26 protein-coding genes are annotated in these 24457 nt (G+C 47.0%); 1 reads left to right on the top strand and 25 read right to left on the bottom strand.

Annotated features, from left to right (window positions below; genetic code table 11):
• Positions 1 to 133: 133 nt before the first annotated feature.
• From ETP43_RS18355 to ETP43_RS05790, 10 genes are all read right to left on the bottom strand, one after another.
• A complete protein-coding gene (locus ETP43_RS18355) occupies positions 134 to 202 on the bottom strand; it encodes a Fic family protein (protein ID WP_334295512.1) in 69 nt (22 codons plus the stop codon).
• A gap of 281 nt (positions 203 to 483) precedes the next feature.
• On the bottom strand, positions 484 to 738 hold the full coding sequence (locus tag ETP43_RS05830) for a heavy-metal-associated domain-containing protein (protein WP_022173159.1): 255 nt from the start codon (positions 736 to 738) through the stop codon (positions 484 to 486).
• A gap of 37 nt (positions 739 to 775) precedes the next feature.
• A complete protein-coding gene (locus tag ETP43_RS05825; protein WP_129257364.1) occupies positions 776 to 3307 on the bottom strand; it encodes a heavy metal translocating P-type ATPase in 2532 nt (843 codons plus the stop codon).
• An 87-nt stretch (positions 3308 to 3394) separates the two neighbouring features.
• Positions 3395 to 3805 (bottom strand): metal-sensing transcriptional repressor, encoded by a 411-nt coding sequence (locus tag ETP43_RS05820; RefSeq protein WP_330546407.1) that lies wholly within the window; start codon positions 3803 to 3805, stop codon positions 3395 to 3397.
• A gap of 282 nt (positions 3806 to 4087) precedes the next feature.
• Positions 4088 to 5050, bottom strand: a complete 963-nt coding sequence (locus tag ETP43_RS05815; protein ID WP_129257363.1) for a beta-ketoacyl-ACP synthase III — start codon at positions 5048 to 5050, stop codon at positions 4088 to 4090.
• 232 nt (positions 5051 to 5282) lie between these two features.
• Positions 5283 to 5876 carry a DUF5662 family protein gene (locus ETP43_RS05810; protein ID WP_022400100.1) on the bottom strand — a complete coding sequence of 198 codons (594 nt, stop codon included), beginning with the start codon at positions 5874 to 5876 and terminating at the stop codon, positions 5283 to 5285.
• 34 nt (positions 5877 to 5910) lie between these two features.
• Positions 5911 to 7785: an alpha-amylase family glycosyl hydrolase gene (locus tag ETP43_RS05805; protein WP_129257362.1), complete on the bottom strand. Its 1875-nt coding sequence runs from the start codon at positions 7783 to 7785 to the stop codon at positions 5911 to 5913.
• Positions 7786 to 7797: 12 nt separating this feature from the next.
• Positions 7798 to 8553, bottom strand: a complete 756-nt coding sequence (xth, locus tag ETP43_RS05800) for an exodeoxyribonuclease III (RefSeq protein WP_022400102.1) — start codon at positions 8551 to 8553, stop codon at positions 7798 to 7800.
• 32 nt (positions 8554 to 8585) lie between these two features.
• Positions 8586 to 10058: an aminotransferase class I/II-fold pyridoxal phosphate-dependent enzyme gene (locus ETP43_RS17895; protein ID WP_164979609.1), complete on the bottom strand. Its 1473-nt coding sequence runs from the start codon at positions 10056 to 10058 to the stop codon at positions 8586 to 8588.
• A 104-nt stretch (positions 10059 to 10162) separates the two neighbouring features.
• Positions 10163 to 11227 (bottom strand): branched-chain amino acid aminotransferase, encoded by a 1065-nt coding sequence (locus ETP43_RS05790; protein WP_129257360.1) that lies wholly within the window; start codon positions 11225 to 11227, stop codon positions 10163 to 10165.
• A 235-nt stretch (positions 11228 to 11462) separates the two neighbouring features.
• On the opposite strand from ETP43_RS05790, the gene ETP43_RS05785 reads away from it, so the two are divergent.
• On the top strand, positions 11463 to 11831 hold the full coding sequence (locus ETP43_RS05785; RefSeq protein WP_129257359.1) for a DUF1292 domain-containing protein: 369 nt from the start codon (positions 11463 to 11465) through the stop codon (positions 11829 to 11831).
• A gap of 145 nt (positions 11832 to 11976) precedes the next feature.
• On the opposite strand, the gene phoU is transcribed toward ETP43_RS05785, so the two are convergent.
• From phoU to ETP43_RS05715, 15 genes are all read right to left on the bottom strand, one after another.
• A complete protein-coding gene (phoU, locus tag ETP43_RS05780) occupies positions 11977 to 12633 on the bottom strand; it encodes a phosphate signaling complex protein PhoU (protein ID WP_129257358.1) in 657 nt (218 codons plus the stop codon).
• Complete coding sequence (gene pstB, locus ETP43_RS05775) at positions 12633 to 13388, bottom strand: phosphate ABC transporter ATP-binding protein PstB (RefSeq protein WP_129257357.1); 756 nt, start codon at positions 13386 to 13388, stop codon at positions 12633 to 12635. Before pstB ends, phoU begins: the two co-directional genes overlap by 1 nt.
• 4 nt (positions 13389 to 13392) lie before the next feature.
• Positions 13393 to 14241, bottom strand: a complete 849-nt coding sequence (gene pstA, locus ETP43_RS05770; protein ID WP_129257356.1) for a phosphate ABC transporter permease PstA — start codon at positions 14239 to 14241, stop codon at positions 13393 to 13395.
• Positions 14241 to 15092 carry a phosphate ABC transporter permease subunit PstC gene (pstC, locus tag ETP43_RS05765; RefSeq protein ID WP_129259487.1) on the bottom strand — a complete coding sequence of 284 codons (852 nt, stop codon included), beginning with the start codon at positions 15090 to 15092 and terminating at the stop codon, positions 14241 to 14243. Before pstC ends, pstA begins: the two co-directional genes overlap by 1 nt.
• A gap of 84 nt (positions 15093 to 15176) precedes the next feature.
• Positions 15177 to 16127, bottom strand: a complete 951-nt coding sequence (locus ETP43_RS05760; RefSeq protein WP_129257355.1) for a substrate-binding domain-containing protein — start codon at positions 16125 to 16127, stop codon at positions 15177 to 15179.
• 201 nt (positions 16128 to 16328) lie between these two features.
• Complete coding sequence (locus tag ETP43_RS05755) at positions 16329 to 16796, bottom strand: hypothetical protein (protein ID WP_022400111.1); 468 nt, start codon at positions 16794 to 16796, stop codon at positions 16329 to 16331.
• 12 nt (positions 16797 to 16808) lie between these two features.
• Entirely contained in the window at positions 16809 to 17324 is a 516-nt protein-coding gene (locus ETP43_RS05750) for a dCTP deaminase/dUTPase family protein (RefSeq protein WP_022400112.1), read from the bottom strand.
• Positions 17325 to 17334: 10 nt separating this feature from the next.
• Positions 17335 to 17823, bottom strand: a complete 489-nt coding sequence (gene nrdG / locus ETP43_RS05745; RefSeq protein ID WP_022400113.1) for an anaerobic ribonucleoside-triphosphate reductase activating protein — start codon at positions 17821 to 17823, stop codon at positions 17335 to 17337.
• Positions 17824 to 17842: 19 nt separating this feature from the next.
• Complete coding sequence (gene udk / locus ETP43_RS05740) at positions 17843 to 18457, bottom strand: uridine kinase (protein ID WP_129257354.1); 615 nt, start codon at positions 18455 to 18457, stop codon at positions 17843 to 17845.
• Between the two features lie 105 nt (positions 18458 to 18562).
• Positions 18563 to 19267, bottom strand: a complete 705-nt coding sequence (locus tag ETP43_RS05735) for an alpha/beta hydrolase (RefSeq protein ID WP_164979607.1) — start codon at positions 19265 to 19267, stop codon at positions 18563 to 18565.
• Complete coding sequence (locus tag ETP43_RS17040; protein WP_164979606.1) at positions 19236 to 19547, bottom strand: hypothetical protein; 312 nt, start codon at positions 19545 to 19547, stop codon at positions 19236 to 19238. The genes ETP43_RS05735 and ETP43_RS17040 overlap by 32 nt, the downstream gene beginning before the upstream one ends.
• 169 nt (positions 19548 to 19716) lie before the next feature.
• Positions 19717 to 21783, bottom strand: coding sequence for an ABC transporter permease (locus ETP43_RS05730; RefSeq protein WP_129257352.1), 2067 nt, complete (start codon positions 21781 to 21783; stop codon positions 19717 to 19719).
• The gene (locus ETP43_RS05725) at positions 21773 to 22591 is read right to left on the bottom strand and encodes an ABC transporter ATP-binding protein (protein WP_022400117.1); all 819 of its coding nucleotides are present in this window, start codon (positions 22589 to 22591) and stop codon (positions 21773 to 21775) included. Before ETP43_RS05725 ends, ETP43_RS05730 begins: the two co-directional genes overlap by 11 nt.
• A gap of 165 nt (positions 22592 to 22756) precedes the next feature.
• Positions 22757 to 23761 carry a sensor histidine kinase gene (locus ETP43_RS05720; protein ID WP_129257351.1) on the bottom strand — a complete coding sequence of 335 codons (1005 nt, stop codon included), beginning with the start codon at positions 23759 to 23761 and terminating at the stop codon, positions 22757 to 22759.
• The gene (locus ETP43_RS05715) at positions 23758 to 24444 is read right to left on the bottom strand and encodes a response regulator transcription factor (RefSeq protein ID WP_129257350.1); all 687 of its coding nucleotides are present in this window, start codon (positions 24442 to 24444) and stop codon (positions 23758 to 23760) included. Before ETP43_RS05715 ends, ETP43_RS05720 begins: the two co-directional genes overlap by 4 nt.
• Between the last annotated feature and the right edge of the window lie 13 nt (positions 24445 to 24457).

Genomic DNA, 24457 nt, shown 5'->3' with positions numbered 1-24457 from the left:
TTATTATAGCATGATTTTTTCAAAAAGTGTACTATAGTTTTACAGGCATGGAAGTTCCGACCTTTCCCGGATCTTCCATGCCTGTAGGTTTTGATTTTTATTTATTTTTGACTTCCAATGCTATAAATCTTTATCAGATTTTCACATATCTCTGATTCCTGCTGTTTGGCTTATCCGGTATCGTCATCCTGATCAGATTCATCTCAATCGCCGGTTGAAGATGATTTCTTTTGAACAGGCTCCGAAAGATATTCGGTTTTCTCCCTGATCTGATCAGATATATCATCCAAAATTTTATCAATCCGCAACCGTATGAATTCGAAAAAAATAGTAGATTCATCAGCAGCAGGGCAACAGGGAAATATCAGCCTTACTCTGAGTGCCATTCTAAGTGCCACATCGAAAAAGCGAATACAGAATGCTCAGTTTCTTTCCGAAAAAGAAAAGGCATCCTCCCGGACACCTTTTCCTTTTCCCATTTTCTCATCTTCCGAACAGGGAAAATCCTTTTTTCTTATACGGTTCTTCTGTCACAGAAGTTACCTGATAGCCTGTTTTTTCGATGGCTGCTTTCAGTTTCTCATGATCCAGAGATTCTTCGGAGATGATCTCTGTCTGTTTCTTTCCGTGAGAAGAGCTTACTTTCTTGATTGAAAATGCATTTCTCACAGCTTCGTTCACATGACTTTCGCACATACCGCACATCATGCCATCCACGCCAACGATTGTCTTTACCATTTTGTTTCCTTCTTTCTTTCAGATCTGTTCTTCACTTTTACTGAATGTTTTCCACCTGATAACCCTGGTCTTCCACCGCTTTTTTCAGAACCTCATCTGCTACTTCTGTCTCCATGGATACCACTGCGGTTCCTTTTTCATGGCTTACCTGTGCTTCGGTTACATGTTCCAGTTCTTCCAGAGTCTTTTTCACTCTTGCTTCACAGTGTCCGCACATCATACCTTTGATTGTCATTGTCTTTGTCATATTCTTTTCTCCTTTCGATGCCTCCCATTGCGGAAGGATAACTTCATTTTTTATCTTATGATCTCTGTGTGAATCTTTCACTTTAAAAAGATTCAGGCGCAGAGCATTCGATACTACACAGAAACTTGACAGGCTCATCGCCAATGCTCCGAACATCGGGTTCAGCGTCCATCCGAAAATCGGGATCCATACACCGGCTGCCAGCGGGATACCGATAATGTTATAGAAAAATGCCCAGAACAGGTTCTCATGGATATTTCTCAGAGTTGCACGGCTTAACCGGACAGCTGCCGGCACATCACTCAGGCGGCTCTTCATCAGTACCACATCTGCGGCATCGATTGCCACATCGGCTCCGGCGCCGATGGCGATTCCAATATCAGCTCTGGTCAGTGCCGGCGCATCGTTGATACCGTCTCCGACCATGGCTACTTTTCCATATTCTTTTAATTTACGGATAACTGCTTCTTTTCCATCCGGAAGGACTCCGGCGATCACCTGATCCACGCCTGCCTGTGCGCCGATCGCTTTTGCAGTCTGCTCATTGTCTCCGGTCAGCATAACGACCCGGATACCCATATTCTGCAGTTCCTGTACCGCTTTCGGGCTGTCCTCCTTGATCACATCGGCAACGGCGATCATACCGATCAATACGTCATCCTTTGCAAAAAGCAATGGCGTTTTTCCCTGTTTTGCCAGCGCCTGTGCCTGATTCTTTACATTTTCTCCTACTGCCACCTGGCTGCTGATGTATTTCATGCTTCCACCGAGCAGTCTGTGTCCCTCCAGCGTTCCTGTCAGACCATTTCCTGCCAGTGCCTGGAAATCTTCCACTTCTTTGGTGGCAATTTTTCTCTGTTCGATTTCTAACAGTACTGCCTTTGCCAGCGGATGTTCACTCTTCTTTTCCAGTGCTCCTGCCAGCTCCAGCAGTGTATTTTCCTCGTATCCCGGTTCGCATATCAGATCCGTTACTCTCGGTTCACCACTTGTGATGGTTCCCGTCTTATCCAGAGCCACGATCTGTACTCTTCCGGCTTCTTCCAGCGAAACAGCGGTTTTAAACAGGATACCATTTTTTGCTCCCATACCGTTACCAACCATGATTGCTACCGGTGTGGCAAGTCCCAGTGCACACGGGCAGCTGATAACCAGTACGGAAATACCTCTTGCGAGTGCGTAGCCGAAAGTCTGTCCGGCAAGCAGCCATACGATTGTTGTAACTACCGCGATCAGGATAACCACCGGTACAAATACACCGGAAACTTTATCTGCGATCTTCGCAATCGGCGCTTTTGTCGCAGCCGCATCGGTAACCATCTGGATGATCTGAGACAATGTGGTATCTTCCCCCACTCTCGTTGCCTCACAGCGGATAAATCCGGACTGGTTGATCGTAGCTGCCGATACCAGGTCACCCTCTTCTTTATCCACCGGGATACTCTCTCCGGTCAGCGCCGCTTCATTGACTGCACTGTGTCCTTCCAGAATCTTTCCATCCACCGGAATACTTTCACCCGGGCGGACAACAAAGATATCTCCTTTTTCCACCTGCTCGATCGGTACGGTGACTTCTTTTTCTCCTTTGACCAAAACGGCTGTCTTCGGTGCCAGATTCATAAGACCTTTCAGCGCATCCGTGGTCTTTCCTTTGGATCTCGCCTCAAGCATCTTTCCCACGGTGATCAGCGTCAGGATCATCGCTGCGGATTCAAAATAAAAATCCATCATATAATCCATAACGGCTTCCATATTGCCGTCCACCTGTGCTCTGGTCATTGCGAAAAGCACATACACACTCCATAAGAAGGATGCCATTGATCCCATCGCTACCAGCGTATCCATGTTCGGAGATCTGTGCCACAGGCTCTTGAAACCGCTGATAAAGAATTTCTGGTTGATCACCATGACGATACCTGCCAGAAGCAGCTGTACCAGTCCCATCGCGATGTGGTTGTCATTAAACCATGCCGGCAGCGGCCAGCCCCACATCATATGCCCCATGGAAAAATACATCAACACCAGTAAAAATCCGACGGATGCGATCAGTCTGCGTTTTAAGACCGGTGTTTCCTTATCTTCGAGTGCGGATGCATCGGCTCCGGACTGTTTTTTTTCTCCGGCTCCTTTTTCGGAAGCGCCGTATCCTGCCTGTTCCACCGCCGCAATAATCTGCTCCGGCGGTACATCACCTTCCACGCCCATCGAGTTCGTCAGAAGGCTGACAGAGCAGGAGGTAACTCCCGGAACTTTTCCCACTGCTTTTTCCACTCTGGCACTGCAGGCGGCGCAGCTCATTCCGGTTACGTTGTATTGTTTCATGTCTTGATTCACCCTTTCTGTAAATACTTTATATGATAACTGTTTTTTAATTTTCAGTTATTTTCTGACCTTTTGACCCTAGTATCATTATTTCATCAGTTTCTGCAACGTAGCCATCAGCTCATCCACCACTTCGTCTTTTCCCTCCCGGATATCCCGGACAACGCAGGAATGAATATGGCTGGATAACAGCTCCCGGTTAAATGCATTCATCGCTGCACTGACTGCTGCGGACTGAATCAGGATGTCATTACAGTAAGCATCCTTTTCAAGCATTCCCTTGATGCCGCGGATCTGTCCTTCGATGCGGCTCAGACGATTCATCAGTTTCTTTCGCTCATCCTGGGAGCGGGCTGTCGTCTTGCAATGACAGTAGCATCCGGTTTCTTCCTGTGCAGTATTGCTTTCCGGTTCTGCTTTTTCCGTCGCACACATCTCACATGTCTCGTTATCTGTTTTTATAGATTCGTCCTGTAATGCAGGATTCTGTTCTTTCACTCGATCACCTCATTTAGTTTTCTTGTATACCCCCTGTGGGTATTTTTAATATATACCCCCTGTGGGTATTTTGTCAAGGTACTTATTGTATATTATTTCTCATTTTTCGGGTTTTATTTTTCCATATTCTGAAGTAACTGCAAACTTTCTCTGATCACCTGCGCAAATCAAATTTAGTCCACGGAACCAATTATTGGTATACACTGCAATACAAAAAGAGCAACGGAACTCTTCTCATCAAAGTTTCCGTTGCTCCCATATTCTTTTCTTTCTGTTTTCCTTCTACCACTCCAGCTGCGCCGCACCCCAGGTCAGCCCTGCACCGAATCCGGAGAGAATGATCTTCTGTCCCGGCTGCAACATTCCCTTTTTATTCATCTCATCGAGAAGAATCGGGATGCTGGCTGCGGAGGTGTTGCCGTACTGCTCCATATTCATCGGAAACTTTTCTTCCGGCACTCCCAGCCGCTTAGCCACGGACTGAATGATCCGGCTGTTTGCCTGATGAAGAACGAACCAGTCGATGGTTTCCAGTTTCGTTCCCGTCTTTTCTGTTACCTGCCGGATACATTCCGGGACTTTTTTTACTGCAAACCGAAAGACTTCCTGTCCGCTCATCTGAATATATCCAGTTTCAGAAGCATTCTCTTTCCACGGATTCCCCATCGCTCTTCCCGGACAGGTAAGCACTTCACCGCCCGCGCCATCCGACCACTGGACAAGTCCTTCCAGCCCATGATCTGCCGCTGTTACCACCGCTGCCCCGGCGCCGTCTCCGAATAGAACACAGGTAGAACGATCCTTCCAGTCGATCAGTTTGGACAGCACTTCCACACCCACCAGCAAGACGTTTTTATAGATTCCTGCACAGATATACGCATGTGCGGTATGCAGGGCAAATAAAAATCCGGAACATGCCGCACTCAGGTCGAATGCCGCCGCTTTCGTAGCGTTGATAGCTTTCTGCACCAGACATGCGGTACTGGGAAACTGAAAATCACAGCTGCACGTTGCGACCAGGATCAGATCAATCTCCGATCCATCCATCCCTGCGTCCCTTAACGCTTCCCTTGCTGCTGCGGCTGCCATATCTGCCCCGCTTTCCTTTGTCGCGATCCGTCGATTCCGAATACCTGTCCGGGAAGCAATCCACTCATCACTGGTATCCACCAGCTTCACCAGATCATCATTGCTCACCACATGTTCCGGCAGATAACTTCCTGTTCCTATCATTTTCGTTGTCATATATATTCCTCTTCTTCGCTTTTATTTTGATTCTCAAATCATTACCTTTTCAAAGTATATGTTATCTTTATATTTTTGTCAAGATACATACGCAATAGAGCTATGGCAGAAATACGAAGCAATATATCTTCTCTGTTATCACACCATGTAACAAAATCTGTGTAACCAAAAAAAGACCGTCGACACCGCTCTGCTCTCACACAGCGACATCAACCGTCTTTTTTCTACACTTTTATGAATGTACCCGCCTCTTCGGGCTTACATAGGTGGATCCACTTCCGCCGAATCTGCCTTTGTTTTTCAGATACACATGTTTGATATACCAGAGGGTCTTTTTCTCCCCCTTCACTGCCAGCATCCGCAGCAGATATTCGATCTGTGCGCTGGTATCCGGGTGGATGAACCACAGACGATCTTTTCCCTTCATAAAATATTCCAGCGGCGAGGCATCGGTATACGTTTCCGGATGATAGGTCCGTGACGCGCTGATGCGGTCCATGATCATCTCGGCGATGTATTTTCTTGGCATCGGCATACCGGCGAGCACGTGCTCTGCCCCGATCCCATAGTCTACCCAGTATTCAAAATGATGTTTGTTTCTTCCTTTGTGATGCAGCCAGGAAGTAGACACTCCGGTTGCTTCTCTCTCTGCATTGTTGGGACTTCTGGTTCCCTGATAGTATTTTGCTCCCACCAGGAACTCGGTAGGAGAATATTTCGACAGGTCATGCAAAAGTCCCTGTTTATATAATCCCACTTTAAAACAATACTTCATAACCAGAAGTTTATGGGATGTGATCGTCTTAAAATGTCCCCATGCATTCATGTTACTTGTCTCCTGTCTTCCTAAAATGTCGTGATCAGCCTTCCGACCTTGATGCTCTGGTATCCCCTAACAGAACCAAAATCGTTCTCGGTTTTACATAAATCGATTTCTTCTCTTCCAGCAACGGTTCTTCCCCTTTCGGGTAGACACTGTCCTTCTTCGAGGAATCGATCGCCAGATACCAGTGCATCCTCTCCGGGATATCCGGCAGGGCGAATTTATGTTCATTCCAGTGCATATTGTAGATCACATAGATAAATACATCCGCTTTCCCGGTCATCTCTTTTGCGTAGCCCCCGCAGTACAAAATACCGATCTGCCGGCTGCTGCTCTCCGTGTCTGCAAACCAGGCACGTTCCGAATGATAGGAAATTTCCGGCCAGCCGAGGGATTTGTAGTCGGTCGGGCGGAGTTCCTGCGGCATATGCAGGATCGGATGATCTTTCCGAAAACGGATCAGATCTTTTACAAATCCACTCAACTGGCTGTACGATCTGCCCTTTTTCCAGTCCACCCAGCCGATTTCATTGTCCTGGCAGTACGCATTGTTATTCCCCATCTGGCTGTTTCCCAGTTCGTCACCACCGTATAACAGCGGCGTTCCCTGTGACAGAAACAACAAAAGCAATGCATTTCTCATCTGGCGTCTCCGAAGTTCCAGAATCGATGTCTTTCGTGTCGGACCTTCCACGCCACAGTTCCAGCTGTAATTATACGCACTTCCGTCCCGGTTTTCCTCACCATTTTCCATGTTATGACGGGTATCATAACTGGTCATATCCACCAGTGTAAATCCATCGTGGTTTGCCAGATAATGGATCTCGCCGTGATCCTGCGGATTTTCTCTGGTGTAATATAAGAATCCATTCACCTGATCCTCGTCACCTCGCAGGAATCGGCGCATCACACTCTGAAATCCGCTGTGACAGGCTGCCAGACGTTTTTTTCCACCCAGTTTTCTTGCAATCGCGCTCATATCATAGCCACAGCCGATCAGTTTCACATCCGCAAGTACCGCATCTCTCGCCAGCAGTTCCATCCAGACACCGTCACCCATCAAGACAAATCCATCCACCCGGTACTCCATCCGCCAGAACCGCAGCACTTCCAGCACCGTCTGCGGATCCGTCTCCACCGGAAAATAAAAATCCATTAGATACTCGATGCCAGCCTCATGAAGAGCACTGAAAAAACTTTTCAATTCTTTCTCCGGCTGATTGCTCTTACAGTACGCCGCCTTCGGAGCAAAATAATTTCCCTTCGTATATCCCCAGTAATTCAGTTTTTCTTCCTGATACCGGATCGTTTTCTCATATCCATACCGGTCTTTTTCTTTCGTTTTCAGCGGATATTCTTCAAAATCATAGGACGGCATCAACTCCAGAGAGGTAATCCCCAGTTCTTTCCAGTACGGAATCTTCTCTGCCAGTCCCTGAAAGGTTCCCTTCGCCCGCACTCCGGAGGTCTTCTGCATCGTGTAACCCCTCGGATGTACTTTGTAAATCACCATATTTTCATAAGAAACCGGTTCCGCTAGCGGTGTCACCGGATATCCTCTCAGCACTTTTGCCGCGGTCTCCGCTTTCTCTTCCGCTTTTTCACCAAAATGCGGTTCCCCCTTTACCAGTCTTGCTGCAGGATCGGTAAATGTTGTCTCTCCCTGCCGATACCGGTACTCATACTGGTACAGTCCCGGTTTTTCGACCAGCACCGCATACCGGCTGCCGGTGCGATATGTCTCATCCAGCAAAATGCGCTGTTCTTCGCTCCCATTCTTATAAAACAGAAGTTCCAGCGGTTCACCGCTTCCGGTATCTACCGCAAAATTATACCGGTTTCCTCTCCCGGTCACTCCCGGACGGGATGGATCCCCCGGACTGATCTTCCAGGGTTTTCGTTCTGTTCCCATCTTTTTCCCCCTCTATAAACGGATATCCAGCTCTACCGGACAATGATCGGATCCAAAGATTTCTGTATGGATCTTCGCATCTTCCAGCTTGTCTTTCAGGCTTTCGGACACACAGAAATAGTCGATCCGCCATCCCGCATTCTTTTCTCTCGCTTTAAACCGGTAAGACCACCAGGAATAGATGCCCTCCTGATCCGGATAAAAATAACGGAAGGTATCGATGAAACCGGATTCCAGTACTTTTGAGAATTTTTCCCGTTCCTCATCGGTAAATCCGGCATTTTTCCGGTTGGTTTTCGGGTTTTTCAGGTCAATCTCTTTGTGTGCCACGTTGAGATCACCACAGAAAATCACCGGTTTCTCTTTCTCAAGCCCCTTCAGATACGCCAGAAAATCGTCTTCCCACTGCATCCGGTAAGGCAGTCGTGCCAGTTCATTCTGGGAATTCGGTGTATACACGGTCACCATAAAGAATTCCGGGTACTCCAGTGTGATCACCCGTCCTTCCTGATCATGTTCCTCGATGTTGATTCCATATCGTACAGACAGCGGTTCCTGTTTTGTAAAGATCGCTGTACCCGAATATCCTTTTTTCACTGCATAGTTCCAGTACTGATAATAACCCGGAAGATCCAGATCGATCTGTCCCTCCTGCAACTTACTCTCCTGAATACAGAAAATATCCGCATCCAGCTCCTGAAAGCGTTCTTTAAATCCTTTCGTCACACAGGCGCGCAGCCCATTTACATTCCATGATATCAGTTTCAAACATCTGTCCTCCTGTTTTGTCAATGATTCTATTATAACACACAAAAGCTGTCCAGTGAAGCATCCGATGGTCCGTGAAAATGAAGTCCTTTTTTCCGGTACTCTTCCATATATTCCCAGATTTCCTCCGTCACCAGTTCTCCCGGATTCACTAACGGGATTCCCGGCGGATACGGGATCAGTGCCTCCGCTGCGATCTGTCCCTTTGCCTCCCGCCATGGGATCCGTTTCTTTTCTTTAAAAAATGCCTGCCGCGGCGTATCGATCATCGGCGGAATCTCCGGAACCGGACGCGTTGCAGCATGCACGCTGTCTTCCTGCTTCTTTCCCGTCTCTTTTCTGCTGATGTCTTCCAACGCCTCCGCCAGCCGCTTCATATCGCTTTCCTCGTTGGCATAGGTCACAACGGCAACCACATACCGGTCATCGGAAAGTTCCATGCCGATCTTATATTCCTCATACAGCCGGTCTGCCAGCTGATAGCCGGATAATCCCAGATCTTCCGCTGAAATTACCAATCTTACCAGATCCAGATCATAGATTGCCTCTCCCCTGGCTTCTTCTCCCACACAGAAAATCCCCGGAATCTTTTTGATCGTCTCTCGCGCCATTTGTGCCAGTTTCAGTCCCCGTGCCAGCATCTCGTCCCCGTGAAGCGCCAATTCATACCGCGCCGCATCCAGCGATGTCATCAGAAGATATGACGGACTGGTACTCTGTACCATATGCAGACAGTTCTCCAGCCCTCCAAGATCCACCCGGTCACTTCCCACATGAAGCAGTGAGCTCTGCGTCAGAGATCCCGTCACCTTATGCATGCTCTGTGCACACAGATCCGCTCCCTGCAGAATCGCTCCGAGCGGTAATGTCTCCGTGGCCGTTCCCTCTTTTTGAAAATACAGATGCCCTCCATGTGCCTCATCCACCAGAAGTACAGCGCCGTGTCTATGGCAGATTTCCGCGATCCCCCGGATATCACTGCACACACCATAATAGGTCGGACTCACCAGAAATACGGCCTTACAGTCCGGATGCTGCCGGAAACCTTCCTCCACCGTCTCCGGCGTCAGGCTTCCCCACAGTCCGGTTGCCGGATCCTGTTTCGGCATCAGATAAATGGGAACCGCTCCACTTAGCGTCAGTCCCATCAGCACAGATTTGTGGGCATTTCTTGCCACCATGATCTTCTCGCCTTCTTTTACGGAAGCAAGCACCATCGCTTCATTGCCACAGGTTGTCCCGTTGACCAGAAAATATGTCTTTTTCGCGTGAAATACTTCCGCCGCCAGTTCCTGCGCCTCCCGTATCACACCCTCCGGTTCATGCAGATCGTCCAGACCTTCCGCCTCTGTCAGATCAAACCGGAAAATCCCGTCCCCCGTCCACTGTCTCCAGCGGAGACTGATCCCTTTTTCATACCGGTGCCCCGGAATCTTAAAATATACCGGACGATCTGTTGTATAATCTACAATTGCATCCAGTAATGGGGTTTTTCTTTGTTCCATACGATTTCTCCTATCCGCGTAAAAAAGAAAGAGCCACCGCATCGTTATCTTCTGCGACAGCCCTTTCTTATATCAATCATGCATATCAGCACAATTATTCTTTATTATTTTACCAGTCTTGTCCAGCCATATTTGTCTTCTACTTTACCCCACTGGATACCTGTCAGATAATCATACAGTTTCTGAGTCAGTTCACCAATCTGGAAGTTATTGATGGTGATTTCTTCTCCTTTGTAAACCAGTGCGCCTACCGGAGAGATAACTGCTGCTGTACCGGTTCCGTATACTTCTTCCAGTCTTCCGTCTCTTCCGGCCTGCATCAGATCATCTACAGACAGATGAGTTTCATTTACTTTGTATCCCCAGTCTCTCAAGATGTGGATGATGGAATCTCTGGTTACGCCTGGAAGTACAGTTCCTTCGATCGGAGCTGTGTAGATTTCGCCGTCGATCTTGAACATGATGTTCATAGCGCCAACTTCTTCTACATATTTTCTTTCACGACCATCCAGCCACAATACCTGAGAGCAGCCATATTTTTCAGCTTTTACCTGACCGATGATAGATCCTGCATAGTTACCACCGCATTTTGTAAATCCGGTACCACCCTGTACGGCACGAACATATTCGTCTTCAACCATGATCTTAACCGGAGCCAGACCTTCTGCATAGTAAGCACCTACAGGAGAAAGGATAATTACGAACTTGTATGCTTTTGATTTGTGTACGCCCAGAGAAGACTCACATGCAAATGCGAACGGACGGATGTACAGAGAAGTTTCCGGTTCAGACGGAACCCAGTCTTCTTCTGCTTTTACCAGTGCGTTTACTGCTTCAATAAACATATCTTCCGGAATCGTTGCCATACACAGACGTTCATTGGAATTGATCATACGACGTGCGTTCATCTCCGGACGGAATAACTGGATCTGACCATCTGCTCTTCTGTATGCTTTCAGTCCCTCAAATGTTTCCTGTGCATAATGTAAAACTACAGTAGCCGGATTCATCTCAATCGGTCCGTACGGACGAATGGTTGCGTCATGCCAGCCAATTCCTTCATCATAGTCCATAGTGAACATGTAATCAGCGAAATATTTACCGAAACCAAGTTTCTTCTGATCCGGTTTTTCCTGCAGTTCTTCTCTTTTAATAAATTTGATATCCATAATATCTCTCCTCCTGCTTTTTCGAATGTATTCTTACATTCTTACATTCTGCCGGAGCCAGTCTGCTTCGACAACATAGGTTAAGTATAAAACTACATTTTTCTCCCGTCAATAGAAAATCCGTTGCTTTTTATGATTTCTTCTGTTAAAGTATACATAGATATAGCTGTTCTGTCTGCAATCTTTATGCTGATACAGAACAGCTACCATATTAAGAAAGAGTGAGGTTTTTATTATGAGTGATCTGGAAAACAGCGCATGCACCGGTTCCTGCGATTCCTGCGGATCTGACTGCAACCTTGATTTATCCAACCCGAACGCAACCGTAACCCTGACCCTGGACGATGACAGTGAACTGGTCTGTGCCGTACTGACCATCTTCCCTGCCGGCGAGCACAAATATATCGCTCTGCTGCCGTTAGATGAAAACGGAGAAAACCAGGACGGTGAAGTATTCTTATACCGTTTCTTCCAGGAAGAAGGACAGCAGCCGACTCTGGAAAACATCGAAGACGATGACGAATACGAGATCGCTGCTGATGCTTTCGATGAACTGTTAGACAACGCCGAATACGACGAAGTGGTAGACGGAAAAGAACTGTAAAAGTATCTGAATCAAACTTTAAAAACACAAAATCCCGTACAGCAACCGAAAACTGTTGTTCAGTTTCCAACCCCTGTACGGGATTTTTGTATATAGTAGAAAAAGAATCCTGTTTTTCCTTCAAACGAAACTCTCTTTCAAATAATCAATCGTCATTATCTTCTACTTTCTCACCATAAATATAATAATGCACCCACTCGCCAAGATTTACCGCATGGTCCCCGATCCGCTCCATGTATTTTGCGATCATCAAAATATCCAGTTCGCTGCCGGTGTGGTTGGCATTTTTTATGATTTCTTCCATCAATTCCGCCTTCACTTCTTCAAACAGACGGTCTACCTGATCATCCGTGGCGATGACTTCGGATGCCAGTTTATCGTCTTTTTGAACGAACGCATTGACACTGTCATTGACCATCTTTGAAGCGATCTTGCCCATATCAAAAATCTTCGGGTGTACTTCCAGCTGGAAACCGGTCAGATGTTTGGATACATCTGCGATATCTGCGGTCTGATCCCCGATCCGCTCCATATCCGCGATCATACGAAGTGCAGAAGAGATACTTCTCAGATCCCCGGATACCGGCTGCTGGCGCAGCAGCAGATTCATACACATTGCCTCGATATCCCGCTCTTTCTGATCGATCTTCCGTTCAATCGTATGTACGCTGTCCGCGATCTGCTCATCCTTTTCCCGGAGTGCCTTCATCACCAGCGACATCGCCTCCTCGCAGAGGTCACCCATCTCAATCAATTCTCCATTCAGCTTAAGCAGCTGCTCCTGATATGCCTGTCTTGCCATCAGCCAAACCTCCCTGTGATATAATCGTCTGTCCGTTTATCCTTCGGTTTCGAAAATATAGTTTCCGTATCATTCATCTCCACCATCTCTCCCAGAAGGAAAAATGCTGTCTTGTCTGAGATTCTGGCTGCCTGCTGCATATTGTGCGTAACCATAACGATCGTATACTGTTTTTTCAGTTCCAGTGCCAGGTCTTCGATCTTTGTCGTGGAGATCGGATCCAGCGCACTCGTCGGCTCATCCATCAGAAGAACTTCCGGCTGTACTGCCAGTGCTCTCGCGATACAGAGTCTCTGCTGCTGTCCGCCTGACATACCGAGCGCGCTCTTTTTCAGGCGGTCTTTTGTCTCGTCCCAGATCGCTGCTTTTTTCGGAGAATCTTCCACGATTGCATCCAGTTCACTCTTTTTGCGGATTCCGTGGGTTCTCGGTCCGTAGGCAACATTGTCATAGATGCTCATCGGAAACGGATTTGGCTTCTGAAATACCATACCTACCCGCTTTCTGAGCAGATTGACATTTTTCATCTGATTGATCGGTTCCCCATCCAGCAGCAGTGTTCCTGTGATCTTGCAGCCCTCCACCAGATCATTCATCCGGTTTAAGGATTTTAACAGCGTCGATTTTCCACAACCAGAAGGTCCGATAAAGGCAGTAATCTCTTTTTCCGGGATATGCATGGAAATTTTTTTCAATGCCTGAAAATCCCCGTAGAACAAATCCAGATCTTTTATCGTAAATTTATCTTTCTCCATTTTCTTACCTCTTTGTCAGTTTTTTTGCGATCCAGCCGGATCCAGCGTTAATAAGAAGTACCACGATCAGAAGTACCACTGCGGTTGCATACGCCTGTTTCATGTACAGTCCCTCGGACAACAGTGCATACATATGAACTGCCAGTGTTCTTCCCGAACTCATCAGTCCCGGTACTTTTGCGATGGTTCCCGCGGTGTACATCAGTGCCGCCGTCTCTCCTACGACACGACCGATACCAAGGATGACACCCGATACGATACCAGGAACCGCAGACGGAAGAATGATACGGAAAATGGTCCGCAGTCTTCCGGCTCCCAGTCCGAAACTTCCCTCACGGAACGAATCCGGAACTGCCTTCAGCGCTTCTTCTGTCGTTCGAAGAATCAGAGGCAGGATCATAATTGCAAGGGTAAGTGCACCTCCCAGGAAGGTATACCCCCATTTGAATGTGGTTGCAAATAACAGATAACCGAACAGACCATACACGATTGACGGAATACCGGAAAGTGTTTCCGCGGTGATCCGTACCAGTTTTACCAGTTTGCTTCCTCGTTTTGCATATTCCACCAGATAGATGGCTGCACCGATACCTACCGGAACAGCAAATAACAGAACCAGAAGTACCATCAGAACCGTGTTGATGATCGCCGGCATCATGGATACATTTTCTGTGTTATATTCCCAGGCAAACATCTCCGGAGAGAGATTCGGGATTCCGCGGATCAGAATATACCCTACGATACAGACCGTGATTCCCACGGTAAGAAATGTGGCGATCCACATCAGAAGCCGCAGCACCAGAGAAAATGGCTGTGATTTATAGCTTTCCAGCTGTCCTTTTAATTTTTCCATCACTGTCTGTTCCCCCTTTGCAGTGCGCTGCAGCACAGATTAATGATCAGGATCAGGACAAATAACACGACCGCCGTTGCAATCAGTGCTTCTCTGTGAAGATCCGTTGCATATCCCATCTCCATAACGATGTTGGAAGTAAGGGTTCGAACGCCCATACCCAGGCTTTTCGGTATGATCGGCTGATTACCGGCAACCATGATCACCGCCATCGTCTCACCGATCGCACGGCCGATGCCGAGAACCACACCGGCAAGAATACCGGATTTTGCTCCCGGAAGTACCGCAAAAAATACGCTTCGCTCCCGTGTGGCACCAAGTGCCAGAGCACCTTCATAATAAGAATCCGGAACGGCACGGATACTGCTTTCCGCCACACCGATCACCGTCGGCAGGATCATGATTCCCAGCAATACCGATGCGGTCAGGACACTTTTTCCGCTTCCTCCCATAACCTTCTGCATGATCGGAACGATCACTACCAGTCCAAAGAAACCGTATACGATGGACGGGATTCCTGCCATCAGCTCCACTGCCGGCTTCAGAATCTTATATAATCTCTCGTTACAGAATTTTGCCAGGTATACCGATGTAAAAAATGCGATCGGCACACCGATAATAATAGCTCCGGCAGTTACATAGATACTTCCTATGATCATCGGCAGGATACCGAAAATGTTGTTCATAGGTTTCCATTTTTCTCCCAGCAGAAAGTTCAGCGGTCCGATCTTTCCAATCGCCGGAAGTCCGTTTGCAAACATAAAGATGCAGATCAGGACTACCGCCGCGATCGATACACACGCGGTCAGGAGAAAAACACATTTCATAATGAATTCTCTTACTTCCTTCATGTTACTCCTTCTTGCAGAGAAAAACTGTTCCGTCTTTCTTTTTTCATGAAATACGGAACAGTCTTTTCTGGTTTTCATCATTATTTACTGTACGTCAGACCAGTCCTGCGTTTCTCCTGTGAAGATGGACATTACCTGATCGCTGGTCAGTTCGTCTACCGGGTTCTGTTTGTTTACGATGACTGCGATTCCGTCCAGTGCGATAGAAGTTCCGGTTACACCCTGAGAAGTTTCCGTATCTTTCAGTTCTCTGGATGCCATTCCGATATCACAGATTCCGTCGATGGCAGAGGTAACACCTGTGGTGGAATCGTTCTGCTGCACTTCGATCTCTACATCCGGATTCAGTTCTTTGTAGGCTTCTGCCAGTTTTTCCATAACCGGTGTTACGGAAGAGGAACCTGCAACGGTTACTTTACCGGAAAGACCTGCTGCCTCGTAGGCACCTTCGTTGCCCTGGCTGATATAGCCGTTATCTTCTACCACTTTCTGTCCGTCTTCGCTCATGATATATTTTACAAAGTCAGCTGCTACTTCGCTCAATCCGTCTTTTGTTACGATGTTAAATGGACGGGAGATTTTGTAAGAGCCATCTTTTACGGTATCTACTGAAGGTTCTGCGCCGTCGATCTTTAATGCTTTTACGGTGTCATCCAGAGATCCCAGAGATACATAACCAATAGCGTATTCATTTCCTGCTACGGTTGTCATCATAACAGAAGTGCTGTTTGTGATCTCTGCGGTATCTGTTGTGTTATCAATTTTATTTCCATCCGCATCTTTGGTTTCGATACCGAACAGCTCGATGAATGCTCCTCTTGTACCGGATCCCTCTTCTCTGGAGATCGGGCTGATCAGTCCGGAGAAATCTCCGCTTTTGGTTTCTGCTGCAGGAGTATCGGTTGCTGCTGCGTCAGTGCTTCCGGATTCCTGTGTTGTATCTGTACTGGTTGCTGTATCGCTGCTTCCGCATCCGGTAAAGATCATTGCGGAAATTGCAACTGCTGTTCCCATTACTGCCCATGTTTTTTTCATAATAAATGTCCTCCTTGTCAACCCCTTTGGGTTCGTCTTTTTCTTTATTTATCTGACAAGCAGAGTATAAAAAATCCATGTTAAAACCAAAAGTATGCTTTCGTAAAATAAGCGTTAAATAAAATCGCTCTTTGTAAAATAATTTTATATTACCAATTATTGATATGCAATGCAACGCAAAAAAAGGATGTGCAGGTTTCCCTACACATCCTTGTCTTTATCGTCACCGATATCTTCATATTTCAGTTCTTCTGCATATTCCAGCCGACCCAGATATGCCGTGTGGATAAAAAATCCGGGTAACAGCAGACTGGTAATCACACTCATTACCGCGTCCCTGATCGGGCGGCCATCCCACAGCAGTACCAGATAATTCACCATGCCGGACAGAAATCCCATACCGAACAGTAACAGTCCCATATTCATCAGGAAACGGAGCCGCCTTGGGTTCTCCCGGAAGATAATTCCCAGAAATCCCACAATAAACAGGCAGATTCCGTAACCACCGTAAACGATGCACAGGACATTTGCCCGATGTATCTGTGCCGGTACATTTGGCACGTATCTCAGTCCCAGCCACATATATTGTATAAAATATATGCTTATATCCATTGCGCCTTCCATCATGATCAGGAACGACGCCAGAAAAAGCCAGTTTCTCGCTTTCATTTTTTCAATCCCTTATTTTCCGGTGGTACTTCCGAATCCACCATTTCTCACTCCATCCGCGTCATCATCCTCTGTGATTCCATACTGCATGAAGATTCCCTGTACCATGCCTTCCCCCTGACCGAGTTCCAGCGTTTTTCCCTCTTTGCTGTCATTGGTCAGTTTCATGAACATATGTCCTTCATTGTCAGAATAGAAATAATCACTGTCAATAATTCCCACGGTATTATTTAACTGCAGGCGGTATTTAAATCCCAGACCGCTTCTCGGATACAGGCACAGAACCCAGTCCTCTGCCATCTCCACCCGGACACCGGTAGGAATCTTTACTGTCTCTCCCGGAGCCAGTGTAAAGCTGACCGGTGCAAAGAAATCATATCCGGCACTTCCCGTTGTAGCACGCTTCGGCAGTTTGATTCCTTCATAGATTTCACGGATCTTTTCTTCCGGCTGTTCCCCGAAGGTATCCACCCAATCTTTTTCGAACTGTTCCCAGCTTACTTTATGAAATTTTGCGATTCTTTTCATGTTCTTCTCCTTATGCGTGTAATACTACCTGACCTACTTCTCTGGACTTCGGCACATCGATCACCCGCTGATTCGGGCTTCCTTTCCATGGAAGACTCACATCTTTGCGTTCCAGATCAAATTTACCGTCTACCACTACATCCAGATAAGAAATGATCGGCAGATCCAGAATATCTTCCCACAGATATCCGGTATACAGCCAGATATTCTTTTTCGGATATTTCTCTTTGATTTCTCTTGCAAAGGCAGTGATCTCATCCACATTGCTCTCATAAAGCGGATCTCCGCCGCTGAAAGTGATTCCCTCGATATATGATTTGTCCAGCTGTTCGAAGATCTCCTGTTTCGCAGCTTCGTCAAACAGTACGCCGCCTTCCGGATCCCAGGTGATTGGATTCTGACATCCCTTACAGTGATGGCTGCATCCTGCGACCCACAGAACTACCCGCAGTCCGTCACCGTTCAGCATATCGTCTTTTGTTATATTATGATATCTCATAACCCCTTGTTTTCCTTTCTCATTCTTCTTCAAGCAGATCGCGAATCTTGGCTCTGACCACGTCAAAAGCCACATCGTTCATACCGCTGTTTACTACGATATCCGCGCGGTTTCGCATCGGCTCCACATAGAGATAATGCATCGGTTTTACCGTTGTCAGATACTGATCCACAATATTGTCCAGATCTCTTCCGCGCTCTTTCACATCTCTGGTGATCCGGCGCAGGATCCGTTCATCGGCATCCGCATCCACATAGATCTTGATATCCAGCAGCTCCCGCACTCTCGGATCGGTCAGAAGAAGAATCCCCTCTACCAGAATGATCCGTTTCGGTTCCACATGGATCGTCTCATGGGAGCGGTTGTGCTGGCTGTAATCATACACCGGACACTCGATGCTCTCTCCCGCTTTCAGTTTTTTCAGATGTTCTACCAGAAGATCTGTCTCCAGAGAATCCGGATGATCGTAATTTACTTTTTTTCTCTCTTCGAAAGGAATGTCATCCTGGCACCGGTAATAATTATCATGATAAATAACCGTCACATCGTCCGGAAATGCTTTTTTCAGACGATTGGTAAATGTTGATTTTCCTGAACCGGTTCCTCCGGTTATTCCTATGATCGTACATTTCATACGTATTGTTCCACCTTTGTGTTTATTTCTCTGAACAGTGTAGCACACCATGGCTTTCCGTGCAAGGAAAAGAGCCGGGAAGTCCGTGTCGGTATACCCTCCTCTTTAAATATGTTTTTTCAGGAATTCCAGCACGATATGTAATACGGTATCGTTGTTGAATCCGAGGAATCCGTGGTTTGCATCGTTAAGTTTATAGAATTCCACTTCTTTTCCCAGTTCTTTCATATAGTTATATAACTGGCAGCTCTGACTGAACGGTACCAGCATATCTCTGCCTCCGTGGATGATCAGTGTCGACGGTGTCGCTTTGGCCTCTGACAGGTAAGATAACGGGCTGGCTTCCATCGCAAGATCTACATGCTCCAGCACATTTTTATAACCGATCTCATAGCCTTCCGGGCTTTCCGGATCGTAATGGTTCTGAGAGCTCTCAAAATAATTCATCAGTGGAAATACGGTCGGTCCGTAGCTGTCCACGATACAGTTTACCTTTGCGGAATATTCGCCGTACAGATCGGTATCCGGCGCATCATCTCCGGTAAATCCGACCATCAGCGCCGTATGGGCACCGGAAGAATCTCCTGCCACTGCCATATGTTCCGGATCGATATGGTATTCCTCCGCATGTTTTTTCAGGAAACGGATCGCTGTCTTGGCATCCTGCATCTGTGCCGGGAACGGTGCGATATCGGACGGACGGTACTGGATCACAGCTACCACATAGCCTTTCTGTGCCAGACGCAGATGTCTCGGGATATTGTTCCACAGCCACTGCTCATGAAATGCGGATCCCTGCACATATGCCACACATGGCCATTTTGCAGTATCTGCGTTCTCTCTCGGCTTCGGCTCCAGAATGATCAGTTTCAGTTCCCGCTCTTCTGTTTTTCTCTTCTTTTGTTCCGCAGCGTTTTGCATAGACGATATCCGTGTGAATATCGACATCATACCCCCAGTCATCTGCCAGATTTTCCAGTACATGGCATCCCTCCGGCACTTCTTCATCCCGCGGAAACTTTGCCGGATCCGGGGTTGGAAGTGGTGATAGTAAAGTCCTCTCCTGCATAATCTTTTTTACATCGTACATCACATATTCTCCTTTTTTACGCAAATACACCGAAACCTGGAAATACGTTTTTGTCTCCTGATTTTCGGTGTATTTTTTGTCTCATTTTTTTATATTATAACAGATTTTTCTATGTTCGGCAGTCTTTTTTCCCTTATTTTTTGTATTTTTCCACTTCTTTTCCCGACATTTATCGACATCCGTCCTCAATATTCCGGATAAATCCAACATATGTCGCCGCAAAATAGACAGCATAGATGCCGAAAAACAGCAGAAACGAAAGTCCGAAATACTGGAATACCGGGGTACTGACACCCGTATAAAAGTTAAATGCGCTTCCCACATAGCCTGCAACGATTCCGCTGACCGCCGCGGAAAACAGTGCCGGGCACAGATAATAACCAAACAACTGGTAAAATACGGTTTTATGGATCGCGCGTCTGCCAAGTCCGATCTTCGCAAGCACCTGATAGCGGTAACGGTATTTTGCGGAATCACTCAGCTGCTGCACGGAAAGTACCGTCAGGGCAATACATAAGAATACCAGTCCGATGTACATGCAGGGAAAGGTGATACAGGTCATCATATAGCGAATCTCCGGGATCGCATAATCCCGTACCAGATTGACTGCTGAATAACTGACGATCGTGTCTGTTCCGTAGCAGAGCATCCCGTCACCCGGCGATGCCTCATCGTCATCGTCGTCCCCGTCTGTCAGATCATCCAGTTTGCTCTGCAGATCGGCAGGTACTTTTCCACGGACAGCCACCGCCAGTTCGGAATAATATGCATTCATCCCGCTGATTCTCTCATCCGGCACCACCAGAATGTAATCCCCACCGTTATGTCCGTCCTGAGAAAATGGCTCTGTGCGAACCTCCTTACAGGTCAGCTTCTCTCCCTGATCAAAGACACCGATCTCATCGGTAAAGTCGCCGGTTTCGTTATAGATCCGCGCTTTGATCTGAAGAATATATTCGTCTTCTCCAAGCGTCACTTTTGAATACCCAAGCATCTGCCGCAGGTAATTATAGTCGCTGAGCGCCATAAACGTATCATACGGAGCATATTCTTCCCCATTCTTTCCGGCAATTTTCTTTTCATCCGGTGTTCCGTCTGCCTTCTTATATTCATCTCCAAAATACCGCAGATGTGTGTACAGCCAGGTATTGACCGCATCGGTGTGATTCTCCCAGATCCGGTAAGTCCGGGAATCCTTGATCTTCGTCTCGTTCCGGATCACTTCCAATTCCGATGAAAAATCATACGCCGGATCCTGATGATATACCTGGATATCAAACGGAAACTTAATGCCAAGCACCTGTTTTTGCCAGTCGGTAAACATCAGCGCCACCGAACATCCTAAAAAGGCAACCGTAAAAAGCACCGTCAGCGTTCCCATCGTAAAACGCATCGTCTTTAACTTCGATGCAAACTGCCGCATTAGAAACAGATTCTGTCCCCGGTAGATCCGGCGGCCTTTTTTCTTCACATAACAGATGATCCATGCCGAAAGTCCGCTGTAGAACAAATACATCGACAGGAAAAGTCCGATCAAAAAGATATAAGCCCCTCCTACCGACCGGATATTACCACTCAGAATCCAGACACCAAACGCGAGGATACAGCCGACAGACAGTGGGAACAGCCATTTTCTGATGGATTCGTGTTTTTCTTCCATCTCTTCATTTTTCTGATCCTCGCGCATCAGATCATGAATATTCATCTTGCGGAAACGTCTCTTGCACCGCAACAGTGCCAGCAGATAACAGCCCGCATAACAGCTCACCGTCATTATCAGACAGTAACGGTTAAATTCCAGATGTGGTCTTTTTTCCAGCTGTACCACACTGTACAGCACCACCATCAGTATCTGCTGCAACAGCATCCCAAGTCCCAGTCCCAGCACAAATGCTCCGGTTCCAAGAAGAACATTTTCTCTCATATAAAGTCTGGATACCTGCTTTTTCTTCATCCCGATCAGCAGATAAATCCCGAACTCCCGGCTTCGTTTTTCCAGCATGAAGCGTACCATATAATTGATCAGCCACGCCACGATCAGCACGATAAAAAAGGTCGCGATCCCGATCATCGCAGCCATCATCCCGGCAAGTTCATACATTTTCTGGATGTCTCTGGAAAAAATAATGCTGTTAAATGCAAACATCAGCGCCACGATAAAGGTCATCGTCAGCACATAGACCAGATAATCTCTGGCGGAGCGTCTGACATTTCGAAAGGCAAGTTTACCGAACATCTTTCAGTCCACCTCCCGTCAGGGCAAGCACATCCAAAATCTTGTTCAGAAACGTCCGGCGATCTTCGCTGCCTCTTACCAGTTCATGGAAGATCTTTCCGTCTTTCAGAAACAGAATCCGTCCGCAATAGCTCGCAGAAAATGCATCGTGCGTTACCATCAGGATCGTAGAACCCAGCTCGTTGTTCATTTTCTGAAAGGTTTCCAGCAATGTCTGCGCTGCCCGGGAGTCGAGTGCGCCGGTCGGTTCATCCGCAAGGATCAGCTGCGGGTGATGGATCAGGGCTCTGGCACAGGCGCAACGCTGTTTTTGTCCTCCGGATACCTGATAGGGAAACTTATCCCGGATCTCATCGATCTGTAACAGTTTCAGGATCTCATCGCATTTTTTGCGGATCTCTTTCCTGTTCTGGCTGTGCAGAGTCATCGCCAGCACGATATTTTCTTCGATCGTAAGCGTATCCAGAAGATTGTAGTCCTGAAAGACAAACCCCAGATTCTCTTTTCGAAACTCCGCCAGAGCGTCTTCGTTCAGTTCCGTGATATCCACATTTCCATAATAAATATGTCCTGACGTTACATGATCGATCGTGGAGATCATGTTCAAAAGCGTGGTCTTGCCGGATCCGGACGCGCCCATGATGCCGGTAAATTCGCCCTTTTGCACCGTAAAACTCACCCGGTCTACCGCTTTTGTCACATTGTTATCGGTTCCATAATATTTTTCCACATCACAGACCCGGATCGTTCCGTTTGAAAACAGAACCTGTGGTGTCCGTGTGATCTCTTTTTGCTGTTTTCTTCTCATCTTGTCATCCTCCTGGTTGCCCGCCGACACATTGCCATTTTAAAATTACTCTACAATGTACCTGCTGTTCCCTTGTTCTTCGTCTTTTACTGTACACGTTACAACCAGAAAGTGGTATCGTTTTCCCTTTCGTCTCTCTTACAATTTTGAAAGATAAGTGGATCGTTACTTTAAAAGATACGCGCTGACAGGGAATGTCAGAATCATCCGGGTTTCTTCCCCACACTCCGATTCTGCGCGAATCTCGATCCCAAGCTTTTCGCACAGACGGCTGCACAGATACAGCCCCATCCCCGTGGATCTGCCTCCCATTCTTCCGTTGGTTCCGGTAAATCCTTTTTCAAAAATCCTCGGTATTTCTTCCTGCGGGATTCCCACACCGGTATCTTCCACGATCAACTGTACACCGTGATCGTATGTTTTCGTGTAGATATGGATCTGCGTGCCTTCTTTTTTGTATTTCACACTGTTTAACACCAACTGATTCAGGATAAATAAGATCCATTTTTTATCCGTATAGACCGGATCCGGACATTCCACCCGGGCACTGATACCGCTGCTGATCAGATACTGTTTGTTTTTCATCAAGATTTCGGATGTTGCGCTTTGCAGATCTGTCTTTTCGATCATGTAATCTTTATAGACATTTTCCATCCGGGCATAATAAAGTACCATGTCTACATCATTTTCGATCTTCTTGTTTTCCAGCATAATCTGTCTGGTCACCGGATCTTTGTGATTTTCACACATCAGCTGGATCCCGGTGATCGGCGCTTTGATCTCATGAACCCAACTTTCGATATATTCCCGGTATTCTTTCTGCGTATCCTCGATCTTTCGGATCCGCTCGATCACCGACTTGTTCGACTTTAAGATCAGCTCTCGGTACAGACAGTCTTCCAGACGCGAGGACGGCGGAAGCAATTCTCCCAACAGATAGCGTTGATCCGCCTGTTCGAGAATATGTTCCGCCTCCGTAAAATACTGTTTTCTCCTGACATACCCCACACCTGTCCATAAGATCAGGATCAGGCACCAGCAAAACAGGATCAGGGAAACGGCATTTTTATTATATCCGGTGATGTAAAAGAAAAATGTCAGCAGGATCATGCACAGCAAATGTAGCAGATAGGTCATAATTTTGTCTTTGATATAGTCCGAAAGTCTCATATCCGATACCCCATCCCACGCCTGGTTTCTATGAAGTCTTCCACACCGATCTCCAGTAATTTTCCCCGAATTCTGGTCATATTGACGCTGAGCGTATTATCATCGATAAATGCCTCATTATCCCACAGATACTCGATGATCTCCACCCGCGGAACGATCTCTCCCGGCCGCTGATATAAAAAATGCAGGATCTTCAGTTCATTTTTCGTAAGTTCTTCCCGCTTTCCCGCATGCTCGATCGTTCCCGCCGACAGATTCAACACCACGCCTTTATGTTCCAGCTGCAACAGATCCTTTGCGGCATCTACGGCATCCTTTTTTGCTGTTCTCTTCAGCACATTCGCGATTCTCGCCAGAAGGATCGGCGCATTAAACGGCTTGGTGATATAATCATCCGCTCCTTTTAAGATCCCGGTCAGCTCATCCATCGAATCTGTTCGGCTGGTCAGAAAGATCACAGGAATCTCCGAGTACTCCCGGATCTTCGTACAGATGGCAAATCCGGACTCCTCCGGAAGATTCAGATCCAGCAAAACCAGATCCGGCATCGGCTCCATCCGCGTGATCTGCCCTGCCACATCCGAAAAGGATTCTATTGTGGTCACCTCATACATGGCATTTTGCAGCAGCTGTTTTAATTCTTTTCGGATATTCTCTTCGTCTTCCACAATGATAATCTGCATGGTTTTCTCCTTA

The organism is Blautia faecicola (assembly GCF_004123145.1).
GTDB classification, from domain to species: domain Bacteria; phylum Bacillota; class Clostridia; order Lachnospirales; family Lachnospiraceae; genus Oliverpabstia; species Oliverpabstia faecicola.
This window is presented reverse-complemented; position numbering and strand designations above follow the sequence as displayed.